This is a genomic window from Winogradskyella sp. ABM4_392 (assembly GCF_056160445.1).
In genome coordinates, this window is record NZ_JBSWXE010000005.1 from 124,088 (window position 1) to 149,760 (window position 25,673).

The following is a 25,673-nucleotide window of genomic DNA, read 5'->3' on the forward strand; positions in this document are numbered from 1 at the left end:
ATATTAATGATTAGATTGTAATTTAACAAATTACATTTTAAATGTTTAATGTTATGTAACCATTGTTACATATCTGTCATCTTTAGATGTTGCAATGTTATTTTAATGTTAGATAGTTGGTAATACTATAATGAGAAAGTACTGACTGTAACAAAGATGTTCTTACAACAAGGATGGAGTGTAATTTGTCATTATCTTTCGTTTTTTCAATAACTAGTTTACCAGAATCATGCAGTCCTTTATTTATGAGCTCTAATTTACCAAGTTCATCAACAATAATGTATCCTGAATCTTGATTCATAAGAGCCTCTTCAATTATAGAATTTGCCCTTTTAAATGCTGACTCAAGAAAATGAAAACGTCCAATCGATATTGTAGTTTCATCAACTTTATTTGTCTGTATTTTAAAAGTATCTTTTGATTTTATGTCGAAGACGTGTCTTATATTGTATTTGTCTTTAAGACATAGGATTCCACCAACATTCTCTTTATCTTCTATCCATTTATGAAGAAAAGAACTTTTACCAGATTCAATTTTACCAGAAACTATATAGATCACTATTTAGAAGGATTAAAATGCAAGCTATATACAATACTTTTTGCTAAAAAGTTTTGCATTCTATTAATTCCTTTTAGAGATTTACTTTCTTGCCAGGCATAACGTATTATAGACTTTAAGCTAGGTAAAAGATTAAGAATTTCATTAATTTCTGACTGATATTTTATTTCTTTTTTACCTAGAACGGTATTTATTTTTTTCAGTATAATTGGTGCAAGTACAATATACCATAAACCAATTATTAATAAACTTCTGGCAATTAAATAAAGGCCTGATTTCCATCCGAAATAATTACCGCTGAAGAATATTAATGGTAAAAGAATTATTACAATAGAGGTTAACCAAAAAACAACATACCTATTTAATCGCTTAGACTTATTTCTTACTTCATTATTATTTGAATTATAAATTGAATTAAAATCTAATTTCTTTTCATCTATAGTATTCATCAACTTAATGGTTTTAAGTATAATAATACCTACAACAAAACCAGAAAGAATGTAAAACAATATATAAATAGAGGCCAATAAACCTGATGAAATTTTGAATGATGCGATATTAAACTTAGAAGTTATCCAATCTAGATAAGTGTCAATAGCTAGCCATAAGGATTCTCCATATATAATAGTTAGAGTAAGGAGTTTTTGTATAGCGGACTCAAAGAATGATAAAATACTAAGAGATAAAATGGTAATTTGATTGATGGAAAATAAACTGTATAAAGCCAAACCCATAAAAGCCTGAAAAGAAACAGCAAAGTATGCAGTTACTGGTGAATGTGGACTAACACCCAATTTGACTATTAAAACGATGCATAAAGCTTTGATTAAAGAGGCGCTTATTTGAGTACTATTTAAAGCGATAAGGCTAATAAGTAATACAGAAATTCCACCGACTACAATACCTGTAAAAGGGGAGCTCAACGCATGCATAAATCCACCCAAACCACATTCGTTTAATGCCCACAATGCGGTTAGTCTTGTAATAATAACATTTTGATTGTTAGTCATAAACTCATGCAGGTTAAAAAAACACTTTAGCTTGTAAGTTAATAATATCAGTTATACGAGTAATGTAACAAATGTTACATAAAATTATTGATGTATCTCTAACTTGAAAGATTAAATAGTAAAAAAATTAAGAAAATGGTACATATCCAAAAAGATTTTGAAACAAGATTTACTGGCTGGGCATTTATAATGGGTGCTCTACTTTTATGGTTGGGTTGGGCATTATCTCCACACCATATTGGGGAATATATAAAGGCTTCAGATTTTGAGGCAATAGGCGAGAGTGTTTGGACTTGGATTTGGATGTATCGTATTCATATTTTTGGCTGGGTAACTATGGGAATTGCGCTATTTGCATTGGTTTCTATTACAGCCAGAAAACCATTTAGGGTTTTAATTTTACCAGGTGCTGGTATGGTAATTATTGGTACTTTTTCATTGGCTATAGCAAATGCATACTATTATAATTTTGGTGCTTGGGGAGTTGGTCAGATTACTGGTATGACTCCTGTAGAAGTAGATTCTTTTATGAACGATATCTTATTTACCAACCAATATGTAACATGTTTTATACGTTTTGGTAGAATATTTTCAGGTGTTGGTCTTGTATTATTAGGTTTCGCCTTTTTGAAATGGCATATATTTAGTAAATGGTTGGGCTGGTTTACTTTACTTCTTGGATTAGCTGCTATGGGTATAATTCTAAGTATACCTGATAATTTTGAAGTTTACAAACCACTTTTTCATGTTAAGGTTGTTTGGCTAGTGGCAATGGGATTTGTAATATTAAGGAAAGGTATCCATTTACCAAAAGTTGCTTAAATCAATTAACTAATTTCTGTACAAAAAGTAATTATTCACTAGGTTTATATACTCTTTCTTAGCTTCATCTGGACTTATGTCTTGTACCTGAAAGAGTGCATTGGTCTTAAAAGCATTAATTATAGGCTTACGGCTATTTGGTCTTCCGTAATCATTGGTTGCTTTTTTATAATAGGCATATAGGCGAAGCAAAAAGTCAGCAGGAAATGGATCGGTATGAGCATTAATACGATCTACAGCATTTTCAAACTCTTTATGTAGTTCTTCTGAAGTCATTTATTTCATTTCTGCAATAATACTTTCACCACCTCTTACCTTTTGATTGAGTTTTACTTTAATCTCAGCATCTAAAGGTAAAAATAAATCTACTCTAGAGCCAAATTTTATAAAACCAGAGTCTTCACCTTGCACAGCTTTAGAATTTATAGTAGCATAGTTTACAATACGCTTAGCAAGCGCTCCTGCAATTTGTCGATAAAGTACCTTGCCAAAACTTTCATTCTCAACGACTACTGTAGTACGCTCGTTTTCTTCACTTGCTTTTGGATGCCAAGCCACTAAGTATTTTCCGGGATGATATTTGCTAAAACTTACATTACCACTTATAGGATATCTTGTAACATGGACGTTAATAGGAGACATAAAAACAGATACCTGAATACGTTTATCTTTAAAAACCTCATTTTCCATCACTTCTTCAATTACTACAACTTTTCCATCTACAGGTGATAGAGCATGCTTTTCATTAGCATGCGTATGGCGTTTTGGGTTTCTGAAAAATTGAAGAATAAGGATAAAGAAAATAAGTATAGTTATCATTAAACCTTTTCTAAGCCATTCGTTGGTTATAAACTCATCTATTGCAAAAAATGAGCCTACAACAAGGACTAATGTGATAAATATAATTTTATGACCTTCTTTATGAAACATAGCTTAGTATTCTTAAAAATAAATATATAAATGGTGATGCAAAGATAATACTATCTAGCCGGTCTAAAAGACCTCCATGGCCAGGCATTATAACTCCGCTATCTTTTACACCTGCTTGACGTTTAAATTTTGATTCTATTAAATCACCCAAAGTACCAAATACACTTACAATGATACCCATTATTAACCAACTTGTAAAACCTAAAGTCTCAGTATACTTTGCAATAAAATAACTAGAAATACAAGCAAAAAATAAACCTCCAAGAAATCCTTCAACAGTTTTTTTAGGTGATATGCTAGGAAACAATTTTTGTTTTCCAAAGTTCTTACCAACTAAATAAGCAGCACTATCATTTACCCAAATAAGTATAAAGCTGCCTAATAGCAATAAGGGTGTAAATTCATTTTTATAATTAGCAATAAGGAGCATAAAAATAAAACCACTTGTTAAATAGAAAGTAGTTACAATAAAACTTTTTGAACTAAATATTGGAATACGCTTAGTTGTAAATAAATCTTTTATGAGGATTAGATTGACAAAAATAGTGGTGACTAATAGAATTTGAATTGCTTCATCACTACCGTTTACATTTTTATTTAAAAGACATAAATACCAAAAACCTCCAAATAGAAGTATAAATACTACATACTGAGCAATTGATTTTAGCTTAATGAGTTTACTAAATTCTACTAAGCTTAGCATTCCAAATAAGACTAGTAATGCAGTTAGCGTATTTTGCATATACAAAGATCCAATAAGTAATAAAACATAGATAACGCCAGATATGGCACGTATATAGAATTCTTTCATTACAAATCTTCTAAAAGAAGTAGGTATAGATTTTTTGCACTACTTCCATAGGTGAGAAAATCTTTGTCGTCTGCAGTTTTAAAATGCTTTATAGTAGTAATGTTGGTTGGGATTTTAGATTTACTTTTTGCCTTAATACCTTTTAATCCTTCACCAATATTTTCTGCAAATTGACTTGTTGTGGCATAAATAATAAAATGTTCTGGTAGCTCTTTTAATTTTTTCTCTGCTATTTGATTAGATGATATTAGTAAAGAACCATCATCAGAAATCAAATATTCACAAGTTGATAAAAAGTATTTACTCTCAGAAATTTTATTGGTACTGTTAAGTTTGAAATCCTTAAACAGGTCTAATAAACGTTCGTCAATAACAAATACTTTATCATTGTGCCATTGGTTTTCATGAAGAATAGCATTGAAACTTTCTTTTACCTCGTCCATATTTTCACAATACAAGAACTTGCCTCCGTTTGCCTTGAAGTTTATTGTAAAACGTTCGTCGGCAGGCAACTTAATTTCAGGCATATATTTGCCACGCTCTTGATTTGGTATTTGTTCTTCGGACTGATTTGATTTTTTTCCGAAGAGTTTACGAAATAAGCTCATTCAACTGCTACTATTAATCCTAGGTTAGTGCATTTCTCAAATATAAAAAAACTTAAATTAACTAGAAGTCAATTTAAGTTTTTTATATGATTGCAGTGTAGTTTATTCTTCTTCCTCTACAACTGTTTCTTCTTTGTCAAAAGCACGTTTTCCGAAGATTTTTTCTAGGTTGTCCTTGAAAATCACTTCTTTATCTAATAGCACTTCAGCAAGTTCAGTAAGTTTATCTTTATTTTCTTGTAAAAGTTTTACTGCTCTGTCGTATTGCTTTTCAATAATATCAGAAATCTCTTTGTCGATAAGTTCAGCAGTTTGTTCACTATATGGCTTTGTAAACCCATATTCAGACTGACCTGAAGAGTCATAATAAGTTAAGTTTCCTACCTTATCACTTAAGCCATAAATTGTAACCATGGCTCTTGCTTGCTTGGTTACTTTTTCTAAATCGCTTAATGCACCAGTTGATATTTTACCAAAAATTACTTGCTCAGCAGCTCTACCACCTAATGCGGCACACATTTCGTCTAGCATTTGCTCTGGTCTTACTATAAGACGTTCTTCAGGTAAATACCAAGCAGCACCAAGAGAACGACCTCTAGGAACAATAGTAACTTTTACCAATGGTGCAGCGTGCTCTAGCATCCAACTTACAGTAGCATGACCAGCTTCGTGAAATGCAACTGCTCGTTTTTCTTCTGGTGTTATAATTTTGTTTTTCTTTTCTAGACCACCTATAATTCTATCTACAGCATCTAAGAAATCTTGTTTGTTAACTGCTTTTTTTCCTTTTCTGGCCGCAATTAAAGCAGCCTCATTACAAACATTTGCTATATCTGCTCCAGAGAAACCAGGAGTTTGCTTTGCTAAGAAATCTACGTCTAGAGTTTCTTCTTTTTTAAGCGGACGAAGGTGTACCTCAAAAATTTCTTTACGCTCCCTAACATCTGGTAGGTCTACATAAATCTGTCTATCAAAACGACCAGCACGCATTAAAGCACTGTCTAAGACATCTGCTCTGTTGGTTGCAGCCAGTACAATAACATTTGTATTAGTGCCAAAACCATCCATTTCAGTTAGTAACTGGTTTAATGTATTTTCACGTTCATCATTAGAACCAGAGAAATTGTTTTTTCCTCTTGCTCTACCAATGGCATCAATCTCATCAATAAAAATAATTGATGGTGACTTTTCTTTAGCTTGCTTAAATAGATCTCTTACACGAGAGGCACCAACACCTACAAACATCTCTACGAAGTCCGAACCAGATAATGAAAAGAAAGGTACTTTAGCTTCACCAGCAACAGCTTTTGCTAATAATGTTTTACCTGTTCCTGGAGGTCCTACAAGCAATGCACCTTTAGGAATCTTACCTCCAAGAGAAGTGTATTTTTCTGGGAATTTTAAAAAGTCTACAATTTCTTGAACCTCTTCTTTTGCACCTTCTAAACCTGCTACATCTTTGAATGATGTTTTTGTGTCAGATTTCTCATCAAAAAGTTTAGCTTTAGATTTTCCTATATTGAAAATCTGTCCACCAGCTCCGCTACCACCACCAGATGACATACGTCTCATTATAAAGATCCAAACACCAATGATAAGTATGAATGGTAAAAGTGTAAGTAAGAAATCTCCCCAAACATTTTGTTCAGTTTCATATTCAACAACAGTCTCAAGATTATTGTCTTCTATACTTTTTCTTATGTCTTTTTCAAAATTTTGAAGATCACCAAATTCAAACTTATAATTAGGAATTGGAGTTACCGATGGTAAAATAGTCTGAGGTTTAGAGTTTTTATGAACCTCTTGTTTTTGAGCTTCTTTGGTTAAATAAACTCTAGCTTCACGTTTGTTTACTATTTCTACCTTGGCAACATCACCTTTGTCTAGATAATCTATAAATTGTGATGGATTAATCTGCTTGCCAGTAGATCCGCCAAAACCACCAGAAAATAATTGAATTGATAAGAATATAGCAATGATTACTCCGTAAATCCAATACGGATTTACTTTAGGTTTTTTATTTAAATTTTTATTGTCTTTTGCCATTATTAGCCTTTTCTCTTTTTAGTAACTTGTTTCTATTTGCGTCATTTTAGCGTCTCCCCAAAGACTTTCTATGTCGTAATATTCTCTAATATGTTTTTGAAAAACATGTACTACTACATTTACATAATCCAATAAAACCCACTCGGCATTGTCAGTACCTTCTACATGCCAAGGTTTGTCTTTAGTGGTTTTGCTAACTAACTTTTGTATGGAGTTGACGATTGCGTTAACTTGTGTATTAGAAGTACCCTCACAAACTATAAAATAATCGCAAACCGTATTTTCAATATCTCTTAAATCTAAAATTGTAATTTCTTTTCCTTTAACCTCTTCTATTCCAGCAATGATTGTTGTAATGAGTTGGTCTGCACTAGTTTTTTCTTTCGTCATTAAATTGAATTAAATTTATGCAAAGTTATTATTTTTTTAGTTCTTGTAGACCCTAAATGTCATAAGAAAACTATAAAAATAGACCGTTAATTAGTATGTACATTATCAAACTTGATGCCATTGACTCTACAAACAGTTACCTAAAGGCTATGGCTGCAGTTAATTTACCTAAAGATTTTACGGTTGTAGTGGCTGACCATCAGACAAAAGGAAGAGGGCAGATGGGTACAATATGGCAAACGGAAGAGGGTAAAAACCTTACGGCTAGTGTGTTTAAAGAGGTTGTTACAGTTAATGTAGAGAAGCAATTTTATATTAGTATGGTTGTGGCTTTGGCAATTTGTAAAGCGCTTAATCAATTAAAAATTCCTCAACTTTCTATAAAATGGCCTAACGACATTTTGTCAGCAAATAAAAAGATTTGTGGTACGCTAATAGAAAATGTAATAAAGCAAAACCAGCTTAAAGGTTCTATTATTGGATTTGGGTTAAATGTTAATCAAAAGAATTTTGTGGATTTACCTATGGCTTCATCAATGAATTTGCTTACTGGTATTGTATATAATAAAGATGAAGTTTTATCAGCTATTTTAACGCAATTCCAATTCTATTTTAAGTTATTAGAGTCTAAAGAATATGCCGTAATAAAAAAGCAATATGAAGCACTTTTATTCAGAAAAGATAAACCTTCAACATTTAAAAATGAAGATGGTACTATCTTTTCTGGAATTATAAAAGGTGTAACTGAATCAGGTAAACTTAACGTTTGGACCGAAGATGATGTAATAAAAACTTTTGATTTAAAACAAGTGACCTTGCTTTATTAGATCGCAGTTTTCATATTGGTTACAAGGGTTTCAATAAATTTATTTATTGGTCCTTTTATCATCATTGCCATCATGGTATTAAACTCTCCACTAAAAGTTAACTGTACGTCACTTTTATTAGCTTCAACTTCTGTGATATGACCAATAAGTGAGAAATCTAGCTTTCCGCCAGCTGCTCCTAGAACAATTTTGTTATGCGGAACCTCTTCTTTTTTCTTAAGTACTATTTCTGGCATTCCTTTTAAAGCAAAAAGAAATTTGTCATTGTCAAGAACTTCAAACTTGCTAATGTTCTCAGGCATTAGAGTTTCAAAATTTTTAACGTCTGATAAGAAATTGAAAGTTTCTTCTGGTGTTTTATCTAAGGTTACCTTTGGTGATTCTAAATTCATTGTTTAATAATATTAAGTTGTTTATTTGTTTATGCGTTAAGTTGATGACGTTTTATTTTAATGGATTTAAACGAATCAACAACTAAACGACTCAACGATAATATATCAATTAGCGTTCCATTCACTAGGATTAGCATTCCATTGTGCTAAAATGTCTTGTTCTGCTTTGGTTATGTAGTTAGTATCTAAGGCTTGCTCTAAAAGATTTTCGTAGTTGCCAAGGGTGTGTAATTCTATATTGGCGTCCTTAAAGTTTTTTTCCGCAACATCAAATCCGTAAGAAAAAATAGCAACCATACCTTTTATATTAACTTCAGCCTCTTTTAAGGCAGCAACAGCGTTAAGGCTACTTTTTCCGGTGCTTATTAAATCTTCTACCACAACTATAGTTTGTCCTTTTTCTATGTGACCTTCAACTTGGTTTTGGCGACCATGTTTTTTAGCTTCAGGTCTTACATAAACAAAAGGAAGATTAAGATAGTCTGCCACTAAGGCTCCAATACCAATAGCACCAGTTGCTACACCAGCTATTACATCTGGTTTTCCGTATAGTTCTTCAATCTCTCTAGCTAATGTTTCTCTTATATAGTTTCTTATTAATGGATAAGAGAGTACAATTCTGTTGTCGCAGTATATTGGTGATTTCCAGCCAGATGCCCAAGTAAAAGGCTCTTTTGGTTGTAGTTTTATTGCGTTAATCTGCAGTAAAACTTCTGCGGTTTTTTTTGCGGTTTCTTTATTAAAAATCATGCCGTAAAATTAATGATTTTTATAAGTTTTTAAATTTTAAAACTAATTTAATTCTAAGTTTAAAAGTGGTTTAATAAAAAATAATACTTTTACAATTGATAAGTTATAACTAACCCAATCTATGTACACTATTTATGTAGGCGATAAGCCTATAATTTTAACTAATAAAGTTGAAAAGGAAACAGATTTTAAATCCTTCCTTCTTAAATCTGTTAACATTGGTAAGGTTATAAAAATGCTAAATAGTACAGATCTTAAGGCTGTACATTTAATTCACAATAATCCAGATAAACTTTTAAAACATTTTCTAAAACTGTTGCCAAATGTTGTTGCAGGTGGTGGTAAGGCATATAATGAAAACAATGAAGTGTTGTTTATCTATAGAAATGATAAATGGGATTTACCCAAAGGTAAGATAGAAGGTAAAGAATCTATAGAAGAAACTGCTATTAGAGAAGTAGAAGAGGAGACTGGAGTAGAAGGCCTTAAAATTACCAAAGCTCTGCCGACGACTTACCACATTTTTAAGCGCAATGGTAGGCATAAAATTAAGATTACCTATTGGTTTGAAATGAAAACCAAATTTAATGGTAAGCTCTATCCGCAAGAAAAAGAAGGTATTACTAAAGTAGAATGGTTAGACAAAAAAGCTGCTCAAAAAGCTTTAGAAAATAGTTATGCTAATATTAAGTTATTGGTGTAGCTATTTAGAAAGATCTTTTAGTTTAATCTATAAATAGGGTACTGCAAATGGGCTTTTTCGTAGTGTTTGCTTTTTTTGTGAAGCCAATCTAATTGAGCAAACCAGTTGTTTGCAAACTCTTCATCGTAACTTATTTTAACGTTGTACTCTATTTGTAAGGTTGGATTTTCTCTAAGCACCTGTTTTGCTTTGTCTTCCCAAACATAAGGTGAAAATCCTTCTTTTTGTTGTAATATGGTATCAAAGAAGTTCCAATTAAAAAACGAGTCTGGTGCTGTTGGTTCGAGCGTTTCAATAAGATAACGTATTGCTTTTTGGTCTGTTTTTACTAAATAATCTCCTTTTCTAAAAGTTAAGTTTTCCTTTGTTGTTTTTACTTTAGTATTGTAGTGTGGGTAATGTCCTTCGTATGGAGATGTTCTTGTTTTGTAATCCTCAATTTTATAAGACTCAACGGTTAAAGTGGTGTCCTTTACAAATGGTTTTAAATCTACTTTATTCAACTTTAGTAATTCTACTACATTATGCCAACCTTGAGGAATTACATATGCCTTAGGTATAGTAACTTTATTTGTTGGGACAAAGAAATTTTGGTATTTCACAGGCTTTGTAAACGGTTTAGACCTGTCATATTTTAATCGCTGAGCACCTGTTAGGTCACTCTCTATCATTTGGCCTTCGTAACCTTTAAACTGAAGCGTTGTAGATTGTGTTGTATCGATTGCCCATGAAATAGGATAGTCGTTACCAGATTTCCATTTGTGTTGTTGAGCACTTCTTAACTCAGCTATTTTGTCGGCATCTTCTTCTGTGATTTCTATCATGCTTTTCATTAATTCATATGTGCCTTCAACGCGTTGTTTGTAAGGTTTCAACATGTGTGTTTCGACCATCATACCAAGCGTGTTAAATAAAGTGGTATAACCTGTGGAATAACGTGGAGAGTCCAAAAATTGAGAAAAACCAGACTCAGGTGTGCGATTAAAAACATTGACATATGGAGTGATATCCCACTCTTTTTGTGCCAATTTTTGCTCTAGTTTTGGCATCATTTCCAAATGGAGATAAGCTCCCAAATTACCACCTAACTTGTTGTGTTGGGTAAATAAATGCGTTAGTGTGTATTGGTAATCTGCACCGTTGCTTACATGGTTATCTATAAATACATCTGGCTGTACTGTGTGAAATATTTCAGCAAAAGCCTTTGCATTTTTGGTATCACACTTTATAAAATCTCTGTTTAAATCATAGTTACGTGCGTTACCTCTAAATCCATATTCTTTAGGTCCATTTTGGTTGGTGCGTGTGCCAGAATTTCTATTAAGGCTTCCACCAATATTATAAATAGGAATTGTAACTAAAACGGTATGTTTAGGTGCTTTAACCTTACCTTGTACAATATCTCTATAAAGCATCATAGTAGCATCTATGCCATCAGATTCACCAGGATGAATTCCATTGTTAATTAACATGATTCTATTTCTATCTCTTAATAGTCTAAAATCATTATGAATTTGCGTTGGATTGTATATTACAATATGTAAAGGTTCACCAGAATCTGTCTCACCCATTTCTCGGATTGAAATTTCTCTGTAATTATCTGCTAAATCTGAATAAAACTGAATAGTCTCTTGGTATGTTGCTGTTTCGGTTCCGTTGCTTTTTTCAAAAACTGTTGTGAAATCTATAGTTTCATTGTGGTTACTTTTTTCTGTGCATGATACAAGAAATAACAGAAGAATTATAAGTTTTCTCATTTAGTTAAAAATTTTCAAGAGTTTTTGGTTCAGTAATTTAATTACATGTTTGGTAAAGCTCATTGTATGCCAAATGCCCATTATGGGCTTTCAAACTTACAGATTTTTAATCTAAAAAATGTTAACATCATAAATTTCAAAATAGAAAAAAGACTAATTTTGCATCACTTTCAAAAATTAGATAATGCAACAAACTACAGATACTATTTTAATGATTCGTCCTGTAAATTTTAGGATGAATGAGCAGACTGCTGTTAACAATTATTTTCAGGAGGATATTGATTTAAAAAATGCAGAAATCAATGCTGAAGCTCAAAAAGAGTTTGATGCTTTTGTCGAAAAATTAAAGGCAGTAGGTATTAATGTTGTTGTAGAAAGTGATGATGAATTAATGGATACTCCAGATTCTGTTTTTCCAAATAATTGGGTGAGCTTTCATAGTAATGGTGATATAGCTCTGTATCCAATGTTCGCAGAAAATAGGCGTAAAGAACGACGAGATGAGGTATTTATTAGACTAGAAAATGAAGGTTTTAAAATTGAAAATATTGTAGACTATACTGCTGCTGAAGAGGAAGATGTATTTTTAGAAGGTACAGGTAGTCTTATTTTAGATCGTGTTAATAGAAAGGCTTACTGTGCATTATCACCAAGAGCAGATGAAGATTTGTTAATTGAGTTTTGCGAAGATTTTGAATATACACCAATAGTTTTTGTAGCTAATCAAACCGTAGAAGGAAAGCGATTACCAATCTATCATACCAATGTAATGATGTGTATAGCAGAAACTTTTGCTGTGATTTGTTTAGATACAATTGATGACAAAAAAGAGCGCAAAAATGTAATTAAGCATCTAAAGGAAGATGGTAAAGAAATTATATCAATTTCTGAAGCGCAAATGCATCAGTTTGCTGGTAATATGTTACAACTTAGAGGAAAGGATAATCAGCGTTATTTAATTATGAGTGAAGCTGCACATAATAGTTTAACAAAGGACCAGATTAATAAAATTGAAAAGCACTGTCCTATAATTTCAAGTTCTTTAGAAACTATAGAAACATGTGGTGGAGGCAGTGCACGTTGTATGATGGCAGAGGTGTTTTTACCAAAAGCGTAATACACTATTTTATTAAGCCTTTGGAGCTGACTTAGGAAGTTCTATAAAGAATTTACTACCAACATTTAACGTACTTTCTACCCAAATGCGTCCATTATTTAATTCTACTAAGTCTTTAGCAATAGTTAAACCAAGACCTGTCCCTTTTTCATTTTTAGTCCCAACGGTAGTGAAGTTTTTATTGGCATTAAAAAGTTTGTTAATGTTTTCTTCAGAAATACCAACACCAGTATCTTCAACACAAATTAAAGCTTTACCATTTATATCTTGATTAGATACGGTAATAACATCACCAGTTCTGCTGAATTTTACGGCATTAGTAATTAAATTTTGAATTACAATTTCCACCATGCTCTTGTCTGCATAAACAAAGTCGCGTTGAGATTCATCAATTAGAACAATGCGCTTATCTTCAACCTTTTGTTCTACCAATGCCATTTTTGTATGAAATACTTCCTGAATATTAAATAGTTCAGGGTTTGGTTCTAAATTCTGCATTTGAGATTTAGACCAGTTTAGTAAATTAAACAAAAGTGAAGACGCATTATTTGCATTTTCACTTAACTCAGGTATTAACTCTCTAAATTCTTCTTTAGATATACTGTCTTCTTTCAATAAATCTAAAAAAGCTTTTATGGATGAAATGGAATCTTTTAAATCGTGCGAGACTATTGAGAATAATTTGTCTTTAACTTGGTTTACCTCTTCGAGATGATGGGTTTGCTCTAAGATAGCTTCACTTCGTATTTGCTCCTGTTTTAGTTTTTCTCTCTGTTCTACAATGGTTTCTCTATACTTTTTGTTTTTTAAGTAATTGAGTAATAATAACGTAAGTAGAATAGCAGTAGCAGCAAGAGCACCATAGACAACTAAAGGATTGTTTAACCATGTTTTTATGGTTTTATTGTTGTTTTCTTCTCCTTCAAAATTGTCTATTTCTTCTTCGATTGGGTTAGAGTTAATAAGATCGAGAGGTTCAGTATCAACAGGAAAAACTGGCTGATCTATTTTTGACAATTTATCCTTTAAATCGTAATATTTGTTTTGCCAGAAAAATGCATTCTGAAAATAACCTCGAGTAGAGTCTAAGGCAATATGAAGCTTGTAATTTTCTAAAAGTGCTGGTTTATTGTTAATCTTTTGAGCAATGTTATAAGCTTCATTAAGTTGAATTTCTGCTAACTTAACTTTTCGTTTTTGAAGGTTTAGATTGCCAATGGCATTAAGGGCTAGTAAAATACCTTCATCGTTATTCTGTTTACGGTTATATTTTAATCCTTCAACTAAATATTCTGAAGCTTTATCATATTCTTTAAATTCTAAATATTCACTGCCAAGTTTTGGGAGTATCTCACCACGTAAGTTTTGGTCTTTGGTAGGGTTTAACATTTCTAAGACCTTTTCGTAGTATTCAATAGACTTACGATGTTCTTTTCTAAGTGAATAAAGATCTGCAATGTTTTTTGTAGAAGTGATAATGCCAGTACGATCATCTATCTTTTTTCTAACATCAAGCGCCTTAAAATTAAAATCTATTGCCTTGTCAATCTGGTTGGTTTTAAAATATGCTTCAGCCAAATTGTTGTAAGCCGTACTGAGTTCATCAAAAAGATTTTGTTTTTCAAAAATGTCAATGGCCGAAAGTGAGTTTTGAAGTCCAACAGAATAGTTTCCGCGTTTTATTTCTACAAGTCCAATGCTATTGCTCACTTTCGCTACACCAAGTGTGTCGCTGATTTGTAGATAGTATTTTCTGGATTTATCGTAGTTATCAATTGCATTAAAATAGTCATTGCGCTGGGTGTAGATTAGCGCTCTGTAGTATGTGCTTTCTGCAAGACCTTTGGTGTAGTTTAATTTTTCTGAAAGTTTTGCAGTCTGATTTACATAGAGCAAAGCTTTATCAAAATCTTCAACAGCATATAGTTCATCAATGAGCATTAACGAGAGGTCAACCTTTGTAGAATCAGCTTCTTGGTATGCTAATTTTACCGTAAGGTCGTCTATTCTTTCATTTTGAGAAAAACTAATGAAAGTTAGTAGACAAACAGTTAATGTCATTAACTGCTTCATCATTTAGCGGTTGATAGACGAAGTGTTATGTTTTGGTTTACGTAACTTTTATAGTGAGGTGTAAAAAGTAAGTCAACACTAAACAATAACAATGCGGTTAATGTTCGATTATAAAGCCTCATTTAATGTTTGGGACATTTGTTAATAGCCTACCAAAAATGCCATAATGCACTTAAATACGCTAATTATTGGGATTTAATGCTAATAAATTAGATGAAATGACAGATGAAATTCACAAAAAAAATGATGTATCGATTAACGGCAAAAATCATAGGAAAACGACCATTTTATCGATGAAATGCATGTTTATTGTAATGTTTTGAAATTCAGTATTTTGAGATATGGAAAGTAGTGTGATTGAATTTTTAGTCTTGCTATTGATTTTCAATTTCCTGACCAAATTTAATTAAGTTTCCGTCGAGATCTAAAATGGCAAATTCTCGCATGCCATAAGGATGATTTTTTAAGGTGCCATTTGGGTGAATTACACCAAAAGTTTTTAACTCTTCATAGAGCGTATCGATATCTTCAACATCTACATAACAACTTGTGTTCTCTGGATGAATTTTGTCGTTACATTTCCAAAAATGAACCACAAAATTGTCGCGTGCAATTACTGCATAATTGTCGTCGAGATAACCAACTTTATTAAAGCCAAGTTTAGTTTTATAGAACTCTACAGTCTTTTTAATATTTAAAGAAGCTAAAACAGGAATACCTTTTAGGAGGTGCGATTTTCGTTTCATTTTTAATTGATGTTTTTGTAAGTCTTTAAAAATAGGGAATTATGATGCGCTATTGTCTTAATAGAATAATAAAACTGCTATCTTTGCAAGCGTTTTTAAAAGCCTAAATTAAAATTAATATGAAGCTTCAGGATACTTTAGAATTACACGTAAAAGCAGCTGTAAAGGAATTGTTTCAGGCAGATTTAGAATCTGTAGAATTTCAGGCAACTCGCAAAGAGTTTGCTGGCGACATAACTGTTGTTGTTTTTCCTATGTTGCGCGTGGTAAAAGGAAATCCTGTGGTTATTGGTGAGCAGATAGGGCAATATCTTCAGAATAATGTTACTCTGGTTAAAGGATTTAATGTTGTAAAAGGCTTTTTAAACATAGAAATTGATGATTCGTATTATGTAGATTTCTTCAACAAAATAAAAGATCAAAACAACTACGGTTTTGCAAGCCTTAAAGACGATAAAGCCGTAATGGTAGAGTATTCTTCGCCAAACACTAACAAACCACTACATTTAGGCCATGTTAGAAATGTACTTTTAGGGTATTCGGTTTCTGAAATTTTAAAAGCTTCAGGAAAGAAAGTTTATAAAACGCAGATTATAAATGATAGAGGTATTCATATTTGTAAAAGTATGTTGGCTTGGAAACGATTTGGCAATAGTGAAACACCAGAATCTACTGGATTAAAAGGTGATAAACTTGTTGGGAATTATTATGTAGAATTCGATAAAGCCTACAAAGCGGAAATTGCAGAACTGGTGGCTCAAGGGCAAAGTGAAGAAGAAGCTAAGAAAAACGCGCCAATTCTTTTAGAGGCTCAAGAAATGCTAAGACAATGGGAAGCAGGTGATGATGAGGTTGTAGCACTTTGGGAAAAAATGAACGGTTGGGTTTACGAAGGTTTTGAAGCAACTTATAAAGCTATAGGAGTAGATTTTGATAAATACTATTATGAAAGCCAAACCTATCTTTTAGGTAAAGAATTTGTTGCCGAAGGTTTACAAAGTGGTGTGTTCTTTAAAAAGGAAGACGGATCAGTATGGTGCGATTTAACCGATGATGGTCTCGATGAAAAAATAGTGCTTAGAGCAGACGGAACAGCAGTTTACATGACTCAAGATATTGGTACTGCTATACAACGTATTAAGGATTATCCAGATGTTGGTGGTATGGTGTATACTGTTGGTAATGAGCAAGATTATCATTTTAAAGTATTGTTTTTAATTCTTAAAAAGCTAGGCTTTGATTGGGCGAAAAATCTTTACCATCTAAGTTATGGTATGGTAGACTTACCAAGCGGTAAAATGAAGAGTAGAGAAGGTACTGTAGTAGATGCGGACGATCTCATACAAGAAATGGCAGATACTGCAGAGGAGATTTCTAAAGAATTAGGAAAGCTAGATGATTACTCAGAAGCCGATAAAAAAGCACTGTACAAAACCATCGGTTTGGGCGCACTTAAATATTACATCTTGAAAGTGGATCCTAAAAAGCGAATTTTATTCGATCCTAAAGAGTCTATAGATTTTCAAGGAAATACAGGACCTTTCATTCAGTATACGTATGCGAGAATTCAGTCTATTTTAAGAAAGTCTAACATAGATGAAAATATTACGCTAAGCGCAGGAGAAGTGTCACTTCACGATAAAGAACGAGAGCTTCTTAAACAACTAGAGCAGTTTCCTGATGTTATTCAAAGTGCAGCAGAAAACCATAGTCCTGCATTAGTTGCAAATTACACTTACGATTTGGTAAAAGATTTTAATTCGTTCTATCAAAATGTATCTATTCTTGGTGCTGATAAGGAAGAAGAGAAAGTCTTTAGAGTACAGTTGTCTAAAACTGTAGGGCAAACTATAAAAAATGCGTTTAGTGTTCTAGGTATTGATGTGCCAGAGCGCATGTAGGTTTATTAAGAAATATCTTACTAAGTATAGTGTTTGCGGTAGTTTTAACAAATCGCTGTATAGTGTTGTGCTCGTTTTTTAGTATCTTAGATGAGGTTAAATTAACGAATTGCGCTATGAAAACTTCACAGTATTTTAAATTTTTGGCCAACACATTCCTAGCTATTTTGTTGGTGACTTTTACTCTAAATGCTCAAGAGAATTTCTCAGAATTTAGTGGTAAGGTGGTAGACGGTAAAACAAATAAGGCTCTTGAAGCTGCTAGTCTTAACGTCAATGAAACTAATGTTGGGACTATAACAAATTCAGAAGGTGAATTTGTATTAAAAGTTTCAAAAGAATATTTAGACTCTAAAGTTATTATCAGTTTATTAGGCTATAGTACTAGAGTTATCCCATTATCAGAGTTGTCTGCTAAGGACAATAAGATTGAATTGTATAGAACAGTTACTGAATTATCTGAAGTAAATATTTCTGCCTTTAAAAATGCCGAAAGTCTTGTTAGAAAAGTGTTTGATAATAAAAGTAAAAACCATCAAGATGAATCAGTATATATGACTGCTTTTTACAGGGAAACCATTAAAAGACGTAATAGAAATGTGTCACTAACGGAGGCAGTGGTAAATATTCTAAAGTATCCGAACAGATCTTCTGTTGCAGATGCAATTGAATTAAACAAAGCTAGAAAAAGTACAGATTATAAGCGACTAGACACTGTTTCTGTAAAATTACAAGGTGGTCCATTTTCAACTATTTATTTGGATATTATGAAATATCCTGAATACATTTTTACAGATGCTACTATAAATAGTTATAATTTTTCTTTTGACAATCCATCTAACATAAATAACAGAAATGTTTATGTTGTTAATTTTAGTCCTAAGAATAATGCTTTAAACTATAGTTATAATGGTAAGTTGTTTATAGATGTTGAATCTTTGGCTCTTGTAAGTGCAGATTACTCATTGGATCTTAGTAATAAAAACAAGAGTAAAAACCTTTTAGTGAAAAAGAAACCTAGTAACGTTATTGTTTATCCATTAGAAGCAAACTATAAGGTTAACTATAAGGAGAAAGGTGGAAAGTGGTATTATAGTTATTCCAATTTGTTTTTAGAATTCAAGGTTAATAAAAAGCGAGAAATTTTTAATAAGGTTTATTCATTATCAAGCGAGATGGCTGTAACCGATTGGGAAATAAACTCAACAGATAGAAGAATAAAAAGTAAGGATAAATTGAGACCTTCTGTTATTATTACAGATGCAATTTCAGGTTTTTCAGACCCAGATTTCTGGGGAAAATATAATCTTATAGAACCAGATAAATCTATTGAGTCTGCTATAGAAAAAATTAAAAAAAGTATTGAGAAACAAAAACAAAAGGCGGAACGTGCTGCAAATGGTAAGCCTTAAATAAGTGAAGATATACCAATCCAAAAAGCCTGAATTACGCATTCAGGCTTTTTTAGTTAAAAGCTCCTTTGTGTTTTAATGCTTGCTCTATATGAGCAAAATGATGATTACTGTGCCAAGCATAAACACCAATGGTTTCTTCAATCGAAAATTGTTTGCCATGTTCTGGGTGAATAAATGTTCGTTTTAGATCATCTTCAGAAAAATTATTTAATAGTACACCAAGCTTGTGATGTACACCTTTTAAAATAAATAATGAAGCGTCAATTGGTTGAGAGTAATCTATAAGCGTAGCAAACCTATCTTCAAAATATGGTCTTATAGTTGGTGTGTTTTCAGTTATTGCAAGCTTAAATCTAATTATGCTATTTATATGGCTGTCAGCACAATGATGCACTACTTGTTTTATTGTCCACCCATCTGGTCTGTATTTGTAATTGAGTTCTTCTTCGCTAAGATTTTTTGTAATATTTTCTATTCTTTGAGGAAAGTCTTCAATGATAGAAATCCAGCCTTTGATTTGGTCTTTAGTAATTTGTTCAGGCTTTTCAAATTCACCAATCGGAAACCTTAGTTTATATAATTCTTGTTCATTCATTCTAAGTAATTTAAAAGTTAACTCTAAAACTTAAATTTGGTGTAAATTTTAACGATCGATTGTCAATTTCAACAATAGTATTATCTGTGTCTAAAGTGTAATAACGATTAATAATGTTGTTTTGGTTAAACATATTCCAAACAGAAGCAGCTGCTTCGGCTTTTATGCCTTTTGAAATTTGAAATTTATAGATTGCAGATACATCTGCTCTAAAATAATCTTCTAGTCGAGAGCTATTTGGGCTTTGGTATTCTATAGAAGAATTACTGTTGTCTTGTATTTGTAATGGCTCAGTGTAGGCTCTGCCAGAGTGCCAATTAACACCCAAACCTATTTTAAAGTTTTTTAAGCTATAAGTCAATGATGCGTTGGCTACATGTGTTAAATCTACGCTATTAGGAAACGAATTACCTTCATTTATAACATCAAATTTATAATCGTTATTACTTAGGGTATAGCTCAACCAAGTACTAAAATTATTAAAGCGTTTGTTTATTAAAAAATCTAAGCCAGTAACAGTATAAGCACCTATATCATTCACAAATTGAAATTGGTTTTGAAACCCTTGGTTTTGAGAGGTAATGCCCTCTACATTTTTGTAATACCCTTCAAGAGAAACCAATAAATTGTTTTGGTTGTAGCTTAACCCAAGTGAAACTTGCTGGCTTTTTACAAGCGGTACATTTTCTAAGTCAGATAATTGCCAACGTCGTTTCTCGATACCAAAAAAGTCTTGCTGTAAATCTATTACTTGAGAAATAGTTTGACTTTTTAGTTCGCCTAAAACTTCTAATCTAATATCATCAGAGATTTTTTGATTAAAAGCAAATCTTGGCTCTAATACAAGTTCTTTTAATTTTTCAAAATAACTGATACGAGCACCTAATCGTATATATGTGTTTCGAGATTTTGAATAACGCTCTGTTTCACCAAAAATAGCGTGTGTTCTTACAATTTCTTTTACTAAACGTGTAAAGTCAGGGTTAGATACATCTTCAAAATTAGTAACTCCTACTTCATTAAATTGATAACCACCTCTTACTTCTATATTATTATCTATTGTTTTATTTATATCGATACGTAAGCCGTAATCTTCAACTTTATTTTCTTGAGTGAGTAATTGATTATTTGTTATATCATTATTTTGAGCATATAAGTCATAATTAGAATAATATAATTGTGCCGAAGTGTGTATGTCATTCTTAAAAATTTTAGAATAAGTTGCACTTGCTCCATAGCTTACTTGGTTGAGCGCGCTTCTTGTATCTTGAATATTATTATCTGAGTTGGCAAAGGTTTGATTGTAGTCTAGATTGTTGTAAATATTCAGTAGGCTAATTCTAAGTTTAGAAGTATTGTCAATGTTATAGAGAAATTTAGCATTTACATCATAAAATAAAAAGCGTTCATCTAGAGCCAAGAGTGTACTTACATCGTTTGCAATATTGAGTTCAGAATCTCTAAAAATTCTATCGAAATAAGCATCATAGGTCTTGGAAACTAAGACATCAGTAAAAGAGCGTCGAGCAGAGAGTTGTAATTCTGTTTTTTTGCTCAATGGTAGCTTGGCATAACCATCTACACTGAGCAAATTACTGCCTAATCCAGCATTGAACTTATGATCTAATTCATCTAAGTTTTTAATAGAGATTGTACTAGAAACCGCATCACCATAAAGTGCACTTGTGCCATTTTTTGAAATACGAATGTCATCTGATAGATAAGGATTAAATGCTGAAATCAATCCAAAGAAATGACCAGATTGGTACATACGAATACCTTCGTAAAGAATAAGGTTTTGATCGTTGGTGCCACCTCTTACATTAATGTTAGATATGCGTTCGTCAACACTAACTACACCAGGTAGATTTTGTACTATTTGCAAAACATCAGGTTCTATTAATCCAGGTAAAATGTCAAAGGCATTGGCATCTACAGTAATGGTGCCATTGTTGGTTTTAGAAATACCTCTAGATAAATAGTTGTTAACGACGACTTCTTCTAATGTATGAACAGTTTTATCGCTTGGTGTAATAGCAATAAAACGTCGACTTAAAACTTCAAAATTAAGGTTGGTAATAGATTTGAGTTGGTTTAATGCTTCTTCTAATGAGAGTTCTTCCTTTAATGGATAAAGCTCTATGTTTAGAATTGTTTTAGTTTCAAAAGAGAATTTTACTTGGTATCGGTTTTCTAAAGTTTCTAGAATTTGAACAAGTTGTTGTGGTTCCTCTTTTTGACAGTTTGCAAGATTAGAGAAGGTAAAAATTAGTAGAAATAAAACAATACGATGTATAAGTTTATTCACGCTTTAATACAATAGAAGTTCCAGACTTACTATAGCTTAAATTTAATGGTATTGTTACAGATTTCAATGCTAAATCCAGATTTTTATGTGTAAAACCTCCAGTATAAAGTCGGTCTGCATCAGCTTTATCTACAACTATTTTTATATCATAATAATTTTCTAACTCAGTAATAACGTGTTTAAAGGGAGTATTAACAAAATTACTTTCACCACGCAACCAACTTGGTTGCGTAGTGATTTCTTTTTCATTGGCAAATAACTTCCCATCAATTATTTTTAGTCCATTTCCTGGCGTTAGCTCAGTGTAATTATCTTTTGTTTTTACACCAACTAAACCTTCATAGCATTTTACTTCAAAGTAGTTGTCACGGTATTTTACATTAAATTGAGTTCCAAGGACACTAACAATACCTTTGTCCGTAACCACGTCAAATTTCTCGCCCTTAGCAACTTTAAAAAATGCTTCACCATTAAGTTTTACTTCACGTTTGTCGTCCCAACTACTTTTGTTGAAAACCAAATTAGAGTTTGCATTAAGTATAACTTCAGAAGTATCAGGTAAATCTATAGTGGTTTGTTGTGCAATTTCAGTATTAAATGTGCTGTCTAATGTAGTTGTGTAATAATAGACGCTAAAGCATATTGCTAGTAAGGCAGCTACTTTAAGTAATGGTTTGTACCAAGATTGTTTAGACTCTTTCTTTAAACTAGGTCGTAAAGCTTGGTAGTTTTTATCAACAGAGAATTCAGGAGACTTAAAAGAGTTTAATGCTTTATCAAGTTGCATTAGATCGTTGTAGTCCTCTAACTGCTCAAAAGCCTTTTGTTCTTCTGAGTTAAGTTTATGGTCTAACCATTTTTGTATGAGTTCTTCTCTTGTCATAAATTTCAATTCAGTTATAGAACAGTTAACTTAATAAATTTCCTACCCACAATTTTTATTTTATAATTCATCAATGTCTTCTCTAAGCTTTTTTAGTGCGCCATAAATGCGTTTTTCTACGGCTTTTGTAGAAATATCTAATAGTGTTGCAATCTCTTTAAATTTTTTACCTTCAACTCTGTTCATTAAAAATGCAACGCGTTGTGCTTCTGTTAATTTACCAAGTGCTTTTTGTAGCTTTTCGTGGTATTCTTTTTCTTGTAAAACAAACTCAGGAGTTTCATTTGTAGATTTTTTTTGAGGTGTTTTCTCAAATTTTAGAACTACTTTACGGTGTGCAACAGCATTAAGCATTAGGTTGTTTGCAGTGGTGAATAAAAAACTTTTAGCTTTATCTGGTGTTACTTTGCCACAATTTTGCCAAAGTTTTATGAATGCTTCTTGCACTTTATCACTTGGGTTTAAGTGGTCACCAAATTTATAGTACAAAAAATCATGCAGGTTTTTTGAGTGTTTTTTATAGATACGCTCAAATAACTGTTCCTCGCAAATATGATTTTTAATTGGTTGGCTCATAATTTCGCGTACAAATTATGAATTAATTTTTCTAAAGCAATGGTAGGAGATTTAAAACCTTAAATGTTATATATTAAAATTATAAAGCTCCAAAAGATGAAAATTAAATTCAATTATCTAATCATTTATGCCTTTTTTGCCCTTTTGGCATTTACATCTTGTCAAGACGAAACTATTGATGTCAATGATCCTGAAGAACAAGAGATGATTCAGCCTAACTCAGAGTTGGCAAGATTTATTGGTAATGTAACTGCCAACTATGGTGAATACGATAATATTTTAGATGACTCTAGCTGTTTTTCTGTTGAATTACCGGTAACAATTATAGTTGGTGACATTACAATTGTTATAGAGACTTTAGAAGATTTAGAAGAACTAGAAGATATATTTTCTCAATATGAAGACGAAGATGATTTCTTCGATTTTGTATTTCCAGTTACAATTATTTTTAGTGATTACACTGAAGTTGTAATAGAAAACGAAGAGCAATTAGAAGATTTTATTGAAGATTGTGAAGTTGAAGATGATGAAGAAATTATTGAATGTGTAGATTTTGTGTATCCAATAACATTCTCTGTATTTAATGGTGACTTTAATATTGTAGATACAGTGACAATAACAAATGATGAAGCGCTTTATAATTTCTTAGATGATTTAGAAGATGATGACAATGCACTTATTGTTAGCCTTAATTATCCTGTAACACTTGTTTATGCAAATGGTGATACTGTTGAGGTAAATTCAAATCAGGAGTTGTCTGATGCAATTGAAGCTGCTGAAGGAGATTGTGATGACGATGATGAAGAATGTGATCTTAATATTGAAGGTATAGAAAACCTATTGCTAGAATGTGGTCTTGAAGCTGAATTTTATAACGAAAGTGGAGATTTAAGCGACACACTTCAGCTTTATTTTAATGAAAATGGTGAAGTAACAGTAACTGGAGATCCAACAGTTGTTGAAACAGGTGAATGGGATGTCATAGAAACAGATTTAGGATATAAACTTGTTATAGAAGGATTAGAAACTTTCGGTATTGCTAATGGCTTATGGTTATTAACCGATTGCGACGACGATGAAGAGCTTGAGTTTGAAAAAGAAACTGAGAACGGTATAGTTACTATGGAATTAGAACTAGATTGCGATGATGTTGCAGACTGTGATGCTCAAGAAATTGTAGAAGAGTTAAAAGAGTGTTTATGGTATTTAGGAACAGACTTATTAAGCCCTAACTATAATGGACCATTAAATTTCTTCGAAGGCGGAACCGTTGCCATAGGAAACAATGAAGAGCTTACAGGATCATGGGAAGTTTTAGTTGGTAATACAGGCACATTCTTAATTTTAGATTTACCAGGCGATTACGGAGTATTGTCTTATGATTGGAGGATTGTTGAGTGTGAAGATGATAGGCTAGTACTTGTTGCAGATGAAAATGAACTGGTGCTCGAACAAGATTGTGAAACTTATGACGAGGTTTTTGAATGTTTCGGTGATTTTGAACTCGAAGAATGTTTAGGGTCAAATAATGAGGCTGAGTTTAATCTCAGTGCAGATACTATTGGTTTAATAGATTGCCAGTATGCTTTTGAAGCTAGTTTCCATGAATCTGAAGCCGATGCTGAAGCAGGAGTTAGTGCTATTGTAGAAACAGAATCGTATTGGTCTGGTGCTGGTGAAGTGTACTTGAGAATTGAGGCAGAGAATGGAAATTTTGAAGTGTTTACCATTTATCTTAATACAGAAGAATGTAACTATTTTGAATGTTTTGAAAGTTTTGATGCTGTTATAGAACAATGTGACGATGGTACTGATGGACCATATAACTTTGACCTAACTATAGCATTTTCAAACTGTAATCCTAGTGCTGATGTTGTAACTTATCATGAAACTTTGGTAGATGCTGAAACTGGTGTTAATGTAATTTCAAATCCAGAATCATATACGATCATTGGAGTAGAGGCTGTTGTGTATACTCGAGTTGTAATCGAAGATCAATTTGAGGTGTTTCCTATTGTTCTTGTTGTTCAAGACTGTAATCCTTCAGGCTGTTCAGAAGAAGATGTAGACGGCTTTTTAGTGGAGTGTGTTTGGAATGCTGTAAACTACAATGGAAGTGATAATCTTATGAGCTGGAATTTTGATTTTGAACCAAATAGCCAAACTGTAGTAATTTATAATAACGAAACTACAATTGATGCCACATGGACAACATCACAATCTAATGATGGTGTAATAGTTACATTTTCTAATGTAGCAGGACCAAATATTCAAGCAATAAACGGAGAGTGGTTGATTGTAGAATGTGAAGAAGATCGTTTACAGTTGCACAGTGGAGATGATATTTTAGTTCTTGAGAGAACATGTGAATAATATATAAAAGAACCGCTTAGTTAGTAATTTTAGTAAGTTTAAGTTGAGGAAAGGAGTTGCCAACCGCTAGGCAGCTCTTTT

The 25,673-nt window shown here is 32.2% G+C and carries 24 protein-coding genes; 7 read left to right on the forward strand and 17 right to left on the reverse strand.

Annotated features, from left to right (window positions below):
* Window positions 1–97 precede the first annotated feature (97 nt).
* A complete protein-coding gene (locus tag ACXAFS_RS12195; RefSeq protein WP_475307242.1) occupies window positions 98–559 on the reverse strand; it encodes a nucleoside-triphosphatase in 462 nt (153 codons plus the stop codon).
* Window positions 559–1,569 (reverse strand): hypothetical protein, encoded by a 1,011-nt coding sequence (locus ACXAFS_RS12200; RefSeq protein WP_475307243.1) that lies wholly within the window; start codon window positions 1,567–1,569, stop codon window positions 559–561. Before ACXAFS_RS12200 ends, ACXAFS_RS12195 begins: the two co-directional genes overlap by 1 nt.
* A 135-nt stretch (window positions 1,570–1,704) precedes the next feature.
* Between ACXAFS_RS12200 and ACXAFS_RS12205 the strand changes: the two genes are divergently transcribed.
* Window positions 1,705–2,391, forward strand: coding sequence for a hypothetical protein (locus tag ACXAFS_RS12205; RefSeq protein ID WP_475307244.1), 687 nt, complete (start codon window positions 1,705–1,707; stop codon window positions 2,389–2,391).
* Window positions 2,392–2,400: 9 nt separating this feature from the next.
* On the opposite strand, the gene ACXAFS_RS12210 is transcribed toward ACXAFS_RS12205, so the two are convergent.
* From ACXAFS_RS12210 to rsfS, 6 genes are all read right to left on the reverse strand, one after another.
* Window positions 2,401–2,667, reverse strand: a complete 267-nt coding sequence (locus ACXAFS_RS12210; RefSeq protein WP_475307246.1) for an acyl-CoA-binding protein — start codon at window positions 2,665–2,667, stop codon at window positions 2,401–2,403.
* Window positions 2,668–3,321, reverse strand: a complete 654-nt coding sequence (locus ACXAFS_RS12215) for a phosphatidylserine decarboxylase family protein (protein ID WP_475307247.1) — start codon at window positions 3,319–3,321, stop codon at window positions 2,668–2,670.
* On the reverse strand, window positions 3,311–4,132 hold the full coding sequence (locus tag ACXAFS_RS12220; RefSeq protein ID WP_475307248.1) for a phosphatidate cytidylyltransferase: 822 nt from the start codon (window positions 4,130–4,132) through the stop codon (window positions 3,311–3,313). The genes ACXAFS_RS12215 and ACXAFS_RS12220 overlap by 11 nt, the downstream gene beginning before the upstream one ends.
* Window positions 4,132–4,740 (reverse strand): LUD domain-containing protein, encoded by a 609-nt coding sequence (locus tag ACXAFS_RS12225; protein ID WP_138434804.1) that lies wholly within the window; start codon window positions 4,738–4,740, stop codon window positions 4,132–4,134. Before ACXAFS_RS12225 ends, ACXAFS_RS12220 begins: the two co-directional genes overlap by 1 nt.
* Before the next feature lie 102 nt (window positions 4,741–4,842).
* A complete protein-coding gene (gene ftsH / locus ACXAFS_RS12230) occupies window positions 4,843–6,786 on the reverse strand; it encodes an ATP-dependent zinc metalloprotease FtsH (protein ID WP_475307250.1) in 1,944 nt (647 codons plus the stop codon).
* A gap of 18 nt (window positions 6,787–6,804) precedes the next feature.
* A complete protein-coding gene (gene rsfS, locus ACXAFS_RS12235) occupies window positions 6,805–7,176 on the reverse strand; it encodes a ribosome silencing factor (protein WP_475307251.1) in 372 nt (123 codons plus the stop codon).
* A 95-nt stretch (window positions 7,177–7,271) separates the two neighbouring features.
* Here rsfS and ACXAFS_RS12240 point away from each other — a divergent pair, with 95 nt between their 5' ends.
* Window positions 7,272–8,003: a biotin--[acetyl-CoA-carboxylase] ligase gene (locus ACXAFS_RS12240; RefSeq protein ID WP_475307252.1), complete on the forward strand. Its 732-nt coding sequence runs from the start codon at window positions 7,272–7,274 to the stop codon at window positions 8,001–8,003.
* On the opposite strand, the gene ACXAFS_RS12245 is transcribed toward ACXAFS_RS12240, so the two are convergent.
* Window positions 8,000–8,395: an SRPBCC family protein gene (locus ACXAFS_RS12245; protein WP_475307254.1), complete on the reverse strand. Its 396-nt coding sequence runs from the start codon at window positions 8,393–8,395 to the stop codon at window positions 8,000–8,002. The two genes, ACXAFS_RS12240 and ACXAFS_RS12245, sit on opposite strands and share 4 nt — an antisense overlap.
* Window positions 8,396–8,500: 105 nt before the next feature.
* Window positions 8,501–9,145 (reverse strand): orotate phosphoribosyltransferase, encoded by a 645-nt coding sequence (gene pyrE / locus ACXAFS_RS12250; RefSeq protein ID WP_475307255.1) that lies wholly within the window; start codon window positions 9,143–9,145, stop codon window positions 8,501–8,503.
* Window positions 9,146–9,266: 121 nt separating this feature from the next.
* On the opposite strand from pyrE, the gene ACXAFS_RS12255 reads away from it, so the two are divergent.
* Window positions 9,267–9,848 (forward strand): NUDIX hydrolase, encoded by a 582-nt coding sequence (locus tag ACXAFS_RS12255; RefSeq protein WP_475307256.1) that lies wholly within the window; start codon window positions 9,267–9,269, stop codon window positions 9,846–9,848.
* A gap of 17 nt (window positions 9,849–9,865) precedes the next feature.
* Here the strand turns inward: ACXAFS_RS12255 and ACXAFS_RS12260 are convergent, their stop codons facing one another.
* Window positions 9,866–11,605: a M14 family metallopeptidase gene (locus tag ACXAFS_RS12260; protein WP_475307258.1), complete on the reverse strand. Its 1,740-nt coding sequence runs from the start codon at window positions 11,603–11,605 to the stop codon at window positions 9,866–9,868.
* Window positions 11,606–11,789: 184 nt separating this feature from the next.
* Here ACXAFS_RS12260 and ctlX point away from each other — a divergent pair, with 184 nt between their 5' ends.
* On the forward strand, window positions 11,790–12,722 hold the full coding sequence (gene ctlX, locus ACXAFS_RS12265) for a citrulline utilization hydrolase CtlX (protein WP_475307260.1): 933 nt from the start codon (window positions 11,790–11,792) through the stop codon (window positions 12,720–12,722).
* 12 nt (window positions 12,723–12,734) lie between these two features.
* Here ctlX and ACXAFS_RS12270 read toward each other — a convergent pair whose 3' ends face one another.
* Window positions 12,735–14,783 (reverse strand): tetratricopeptide repeat-containing sensor histidine kinase, encoded by a 2,049-nt coding sequence (locus tag ACXAFS_RS12270; RefSeq protein ID WP_475307261.1) that lies wholly within the window; start codon window positions 14,781–14,783, stop codon window positions 12,735–12,737.
* Between the two features lie 386 nt (window positions 14,784–15,169).
* Window positions 15,170–15,541 (reverse strand): bleomycin resistance protein, encoded by a 372-nt coding sequence (locus tag ACXAFS_RS12275; RefSeq protein WP_475307262.1) that lies wholly within the window; start codon window positions 15,539–15,541, stop codon window positions 15,170–15,172.
* 119 nt (window positions 15,542–15,660) lie between these two features.
* Between ACXAFS_RS12275 and argS the strand changes: the two genes are divergently transcribed.
* Window positions 15,661–17,442: an arginine--tRNA ligase gene (gene argS / locus ACXAFS_RS12280; protein ID WP_475307264.1), complete on the forward strand. Its 1,782-nt coding sequence runs from the start codon at window positions 15,661–15,663 to the stop codon at window positions 17,440–17,442.
* Between the two features lie 116 nt (window positions 17,443–17,558).
* Window positions 17,559–18,854, forward strand: a complete 1,296-nt coding sequence (locus ACXAFS_RS12285; protein ID WP_475307265.1) for a carboxypeptidase-like regulatory domain-containing protein — start codon at window positions 17,559–17,561, stop codon at window positions 18,852–18,854.
* A 52-nt stretch (window positions 18,855–18,906) separates the two neighbouring features.
* On the opposite strand, the gene ACXAFS_RS12290 is transcribed toward ACXAFS_RS12285, so the two are convergent.
* From ACXAFS_RS12290 to ACXAFS_RS12305, 4 genes are read right to left on the reverse strand one after another with little or no spacing between them, the layout of a single operon-like run.
* Complete coding sequence (locus ACXAFS_RS12290; protein ID WP_475307266.1) at window positions 18,907–19,452, reverse strand: YfiT family bacillithiol transferase; 546 nt, start codon at window positions 19,450–19,452, stop codon at window positions 18,907–18,909.
* 10 nt (window positions 19,453–19,462) lie between these two features.
* Window positions 19,463–21,760 carry a TonB-dependent receptor domain-containing protein gene (locus ACXAFS_RS12295; RefSeq protein ID WP_475307268.1) on the reverse strand — a complete coding sequence of 766 codons (2,298 nt, stop codon included), beginning with the start codon at window positions 21,758–21,760 and terminating at the stop codon, window positions 19,463–19,465.
* Window positions 21,753–22,643, reverse strand: a complete 891-nt coding sequence (locus tag ACXAFS_RS12300) for a FecR family protein (protein ID WP_475307269.1) — start codon at window positions 22,641–22,643, stop codon at window positions 21,753–21,755. The genes ACXAFS_RS12295 and ACXAFS_RS12300 overlap by 8 nt, the downstream gene beginning before the upstream one ends.
* A 60-nt stretch (window positions 22,644–22,703) precedes the next feature.
* Window positions 22,704–23,219: an RNA polymerase sigma factor gene (locus ACXAFS_RS12305; RefSeq protein WP_475307270.1), complete on the reverse strand. Its 516-nt coding sequence runs from the start codon at window positions 23,217–23,219 to the stop codon at window positions 22,704–22,706.
* A 96-nt stretch (window positions 23,220–23,315) separates the two neighbouring features.
* Between ACXAFS_RS12305 and ACXAFS_RS12310 the strand changes: the two genes are divergently transcribed.
* On the forward strand, window positions 23,316–25,592 hold the full coding sequence (locus tag ACXAFS_RS12310; RefSeq protein WP_475307272.1) for a hypothetical protein: 2,277 nt from the start codon (window positions 23,316–23,318) through the stop codon (window positions 25,590–25,592).
* The last annotated feature ends 81 nt before the right edge of the window (window positions 25,593–25,673 follow it).